The following is a 3,902-nucleotide window of genomic DNA, read 5'->3' as shown; positions in this document are numbered from 1 at the left end:
TTATTATAAAAAATCGAGGCGACAAGATTTGAACGAGTTCAAATCTGTTATGTAGCCCCTGACAGAAATATCTTTATTATATAAAAAATCGAGGCGACAAGATTTGAACTTGCGACCTCTGCCTCCCTAAGACAGCGCTCTAGCCAAACTGAGCCACGCCTCGATTTGCCAATGAAATATCAGTTGATTTTCACAGCAATAATATAATATAATATTATTTGAAGAAAATCAAGTCTTTATCTAATAATATTTATAAAAAAATTAATTTATAACCTTTTCTTTAACAGAATGAGAGGAAATTTGATGAATCAAAGAAATTATCAGAAAGAATTGGATGTACTTATAGAACGTTTTACCAGGGAAGGAGTTACACCAACCCTTTTACTTCATAGTTGTTGCGCTCCTTGCAGTAGCTATGTTCTGGAATATTTATCACAATTCTTTCATGTAACCATATATTTTTACAATCCCAACATTACCTCTAAGGAGGAATATGAAAGGCGGATTGAGGAACAACAACGGCTTATTAGTCAATTACCGGCTAAGAATCCTATTAATTTCCTACAGGGTAAGTATGAGCCGGATCGCTTTTATCAGGTGGCAAAAGGATTGGAAAAGGAACCGGAAGGCGGAGAACGTTGTTTTAGATGTTATGAATTGCGATTGCAAGAAACTGCTAAGTTAGCGAAAGAACTAGGCTTCGATTATTTTACCACCACTTTGTCCATAAGTCCTTTAAAAAATGCAGCTAAGTTGAACGAGATAGGAGAAGTACTGTGGGAGAAATATGATACTCCATATTTATTCTCAGACTTTAAGAAAAAGAATGGTTATAAGCGTTCCACAGAATTGTCTAAGGAATATAACCTATATCGTCAGGACTATTGTGGATGTGTGTATTCCAAAGTGGCTCGTGAAAATGAAAAGAAAGTCCACATGGAAAACGATTTATAGGATAATAATACTTGAATAGAAATATATAAGTGGGAGACAAATAACAATATTAATCTGGAGGTGGTAATATGCTTGAAGAAAAATATGATTTATTATCGGATGAGGATATTATCGCCTTAATCCATAATAACGATCCGGATGCTATGGATTACATGTTAAACAGATATAAAAATCTGGTACGTAAAAAAGCAAAAGCCTTGTATCTTATTGGAGGAGATAAAGACGATCTTATTCAAGAAGGTATGATTGGGCTTTATAAAGCCATCAGGGACTATGATTCCGATATGGATAATTCCTTCTTTAACTTTGCTGATTTATGCATATCCAGGCAGATATTTAGCGCAATTAAAGCTTCCAACCGAAAAAAGAACCTTCCGCTGAATACATACGTGTCCTTGGATACGCCTGCTTATGTTGAAAATTCAGATACAGATGAAAAAGCTTCTTTAGTAGATTTGATGTATGAGCATAAAGGTTCTAATCCAGAAGAATTAGTTATTGACAAAGAGAGTACAAGTATGTTAGAATATGAACTCGTAAGGCACTTAAGTGGATTTGAAAAAGACGTGCTGGATTTATACTTGCAAGACTATACTTATTTACAAATAGCGGAAAAGTTAAACAAAGAGCCCAAGTCCATAGATAATGCATTACAACGAATAAAAACTAAGTTAAACAAGTTACTAAAGAAATTGTAATATTAGTTAACTGCCCCCGTAGCTCAGTCGGTAGAGCGTTACCTTGGTAAGGTAAAGGTCTCGGGTTCAAGTCCCGTCGGGAGCTTTTGAAAGAAATACGATAAATTCAATTGGAACAGCGGTTTAAAGACAAAGTAAAAGCACTCTGAAATGAGTGCCTTTTTCATTGTTTGCTGTACAAAAAAAGAACGCATTATATTACAAGATGCGTTCTAATGAGATTAAGCCTTTTTGATTAAAAGATTATTTAATGAAGAAGCTGCTTTTTCATCTGATTTTTTAAGGCTATGAGCGTATATGTTCATTGTAGTGCTGGTTTGAGCATGTCCAAGTCTAGCCGATACAGTTCTTACATCTATATTATCGGATATCAGTAGGGTGGCAGAAGTATGGCGAAGACTATGCAGAGGTATGTTAGGAAGCTTTAAAGAATTATCCTCAACCGTGGCATTATTTTCCTGCCAGTTCTTGCCTTCACAGCCCTGCCACTGATCGCCAAGACTTACTTTAAGTTTCATTTGTTCTATTTTATATTTCTTAAGCTGTTATAAATTCAGGAATAGCAATTTCACGGACAGAGGATTTGTTTTTTGGAGATTTTGTTATCTGTTGCCCTTTAACGGTTGCAGTGGATTTATTTATGCTTATGGTATTAGTTTTGAAGTAATGAGTACTTGTATTTCTTAGCTCAATAATTTTTTCGAGATTTAGTCTTAAAGGGTCTTTATCATTAGTGAAAATAAGCTTGATACAGTTTTCTAGTGTTTTAGTCCTGTTGGGGTTATCTCCGTAATAAACACTTTTTTCACCCATACTTTTTATCATATGAGCCTTAAGCATAAGCTCCCAGGCATTACAGATAAACATGCTAAAATCCTTCAATGCGATATTTTATAGTTGGTTTATTGTAAATTTCAATCGCCATGGAGAAAGCTTCTTTCGATTTATCAAGTAATCTATCGGGCCAAGATTCCATTTATAAGATTCCTTTCTTTTGATATTTAATCCGTCCTGGTTCCAGCCGGGGCGGTTTTTATCATTGGCTAATCATATCGTAAAATACATTTTCGGTAATGAGAATCTTCCTAAATCTCTTGATAAATTCCAGGATGTCAAATACACAGACGAAACAGAATACGGTATCTTAAAAGCCCAAGTTAAGGGAATGACATATTATAATAAAGCTGTATTAAATGAACCAGTATAACCGTTCAGGTCAAGAAGGTGGGAGAAAACTACTGGCATGGATGCAATGGGACTTAAGTATAGAATTAAAGGGAAGGATTCATATTTCAATAGTTAGAACTGAAGGCAGAAGCCAGCAGAGATAATATACTGATAAGGGATGGGTTGAAAGTGGTGTGAGATAAAATATTTCAATGACGAAAGTCCTTACTATGGTTCTTACAGTGAAATAACCGAAGAGGAAGCAAACAAATTAATAGCAGGTATGTAAAGCCATCTATCGTGACGGTAGGTGGTATTTTTATGAGACAAATCCTTTACAATATATACCGCATATATTATAATGACCATAAGGAGGTATGAATTATGGCGAATAAGGTAATAGCAGGTGATTATAATGGATTTCTCGTATCAAATAGCTTTGGAAGTTTATATATTGCAAGTGGATGGCATCCAGTTCAATTAGACAAAAATAATATTGAATCATATGAATTAATCACTGATGAACATCGAAAAAGTGCTGCAAGTGGGGTGACAAGAGGTTTAGTTGGTGGTGCTTTACTTGGTCCAGTAGGATTATTAGCAGGTGGTTTATCGGCCAAAAGCAAGGGAACTTATCAGATTGCGATACAGTTTAAGGACGGCAAAAAAAGCCTTATAGAAGTTGATGATAAGATATATAAGGCATTAATTAAAAAGTTATTTTAAAATACAGGCACTTACTTCGGTAAGTGCTTTTCTTAATTATTAGGAAATTCCTCAAATCGAAAAAATAGTGTATAATAGAGTAGAAATAAAAAATGGAATAACAAAAGAGCGAAGGGTGCTACTTCGCCATGACTTTGTTTTATGAAGTTTTTTGTTTTTGGTTCGAACTGCGCTATCTGACATTTGAGGAAGAATCATGGAAAGTGGATTTATCCATATCCCATAGACTTTCGATATTGTTCAAATAGTGCAGTTTTTTTATGGTACACTTCTAGAACCAACATAGAAGCACCACACTCAGGACAACGAAGAGGGTCATATCCAAACGTTAGAAGAATGGATTTTTGCCAATCAAGT

Annotated in this window: 7 protein-coding genes, 2 tRNA genes and 1 pseudogene; 5 read left to right on the top strand and 5 right to left on the bottom strand. The window is 34.9% G+C overall.

The window, feature by feature from the left end; genetic code table 11:
- Positions 1-88: 88 nt before the first annotated feature.
- Positions 89-163, bottom strand: a tRNA-Pro gene (locus BM183_RS04110).
- 140 nt (positions 164-303) lie between these two features.
- Here BM183_RS04110 and BM183_RS04105 point away from each other — a divergent pair.
- From BM183_RS04105 to BM183_RS04095, 3 genes are all read left to right on the top strand, one after another.
- Positions 304-954, top strand: a complete 651-nt coding sequence (locus BM183_RS04105) for an epoxyqueuosine reductase QueH (RefSeq protein WP_091684629.1) — start codon at positions 304-306, stop codon at positions 952-954.
- A 68-nt stretch (positions 955-1,022) separates the two neighbouring features.
- Complete coding sequence (gene sigH / locus BM183_RS04100) at positions 1,023-1,652, top strand: RNA polymerase sporulation sigma factor SigH (protein ID WP_091684628.1); 630 nt, start codon at positions 1,023-1,025, stop codon at positions 1,650-1,652.
- Positions 1,653-1,664: 12 nt separating this feature from the next.
- Positions 1,665-1,737: transfer RNA gene (locus BM183_RS04095), tRNA-Thr, on the top strand.
- Positions 1,738-1,873: 136 nt separating this feature from the next.
- On the opposite strand, the gene BM183_RS04090 is transcribed toward BM183_RS04095, so the two are convergent.
- From BM183_RS04090 to BM183_RS21450, 3 genes are read right to left on the bottom strand one after another with little or no spacing between them, the layout of a single operon-like run.
- Positions 1,874-2,170 (bottom strand): tyrosine-type recombinase/integrase, encoded by a 297-nt coding sequence (locus BM183_RS04090; RefSeq protein WP_091684626.1) that lies wholly within the window; start codon positions 2,168-2,170, stop codon positions 1,874-1,876.
- A 19-nt stretch (positions 2,171-2,189) separates the two neighbouring features.
- Positions 2,190-2,477 (bottom strand): DUF3644 domain-containing protein, encoded by a 288-nt coding sequence (locus BM183_RS04085; RefSeq protein ID WP_242960844.1) that lies wholly within the window; start codon positions 2,475-2,477, stop codon positions 2,190-2,192.
- 43 nt (positions 2,478-2,520) lie between these two features.
- Positions 2,521-2,577 carry a DUF3644 domain-containing protein gene (locus tag BM183_RS21450; protein WP_334292865.1) on the bottom strand — a complete coding sequence of 19 codons (57 nt, stop codon included), beginning with the start codon at positions 2,575-2,577 and terminating at the stop codon, positions 2,521-2,523.
- Positions 2,578-2,691: 114 nt separating this feature from the next.
- On the opposite strand from BM183_RS21450, the gene BM183_RS20665 reads away from it, so the two are divergent.
- Positions 2,692-2,859 (top strand): hypothetical protein, encoded by a 168-nt coding sequence (locus tag BM183_RS20665; RefSeq protein ID WP_170847882.1) that lies wholly within the window; start codon positions 2,692-2,694, stop codon positions 2,857-2,859.
- Positions 2,860-3,203: 344 nt separating this feature from the next.
- On the top strand, positions 3,204-3,545 hold the full coding sequence (locus BM183_RS04080) for a hypothetical protein (protein ID WP_091684624.1): 342 nt from the start codon (positions 3,204-3,206) through the stop codon (positions 3,543-3,545).
- A 209-nt stretch (positions 3,546-3,754) separates the two neighbouring features.
- Here the strand turns inward: BM183_RS04080 and BM183_RS21620 are convergent.
- A pseudogene (locus BM183_RS21620) lies at positions 3,755-3,902 on the bottom strand (IS91 family transposase); the annotation flags it as partial.

This window comes from Anaerocolumna aminovalerica, from assembly GCF_900115365.1.
Classification (GTDB): Bacteria; Bacillota; Clostridia; order Lachnospirales; family Lachnospiraceae; genus Anaerocolumna; species Anaerocolumna aminovalerica.
The sequence above is the reverse complement of the archived record's forward strand: the minus strand, read 5'-3'. Positions and strand labels throughout refer to the sequence as shown.

Excerpts from the sequence above, each read along its gene's own strand:
- sigH (WP_091684628.1), top strand. The coding sequence starts at position 1,023 with ATGCTTGAAGAAAAATATGATTTATTATCGGATGAGGATATTATCGCC.
- BM183_RS04090 (WP_091684626.1), bottom strand. The coding sequence starts at position 2,170 with ATGAAACTTAAAGTAAGTCTTGGCGATCAGTGGCAGGGCTGTGAAGGC.
- BM183_RS04080 (WP_091684624.1), top strand. The coding sequence starts at position 3,204 with ATGGCGAATAAGGTAATAGCAGGTGATTATAATGGATTTCTCGTATCA.
- BM183_RS04105 (WP_091684629.1), top strand. The coding sequence starts at position 304 with ATGAATCAAAGAAATTATCAGAAAGAATTGGATGTACTTATAGAACGT.
- BM183_RS04085 (WP_242960844.1), bottom strand. The coding sequence starts at position 2,477 with ATGATAAAAAGTATGGGTGAAAAAAGTGTTTATTACGGAGATAACCCC.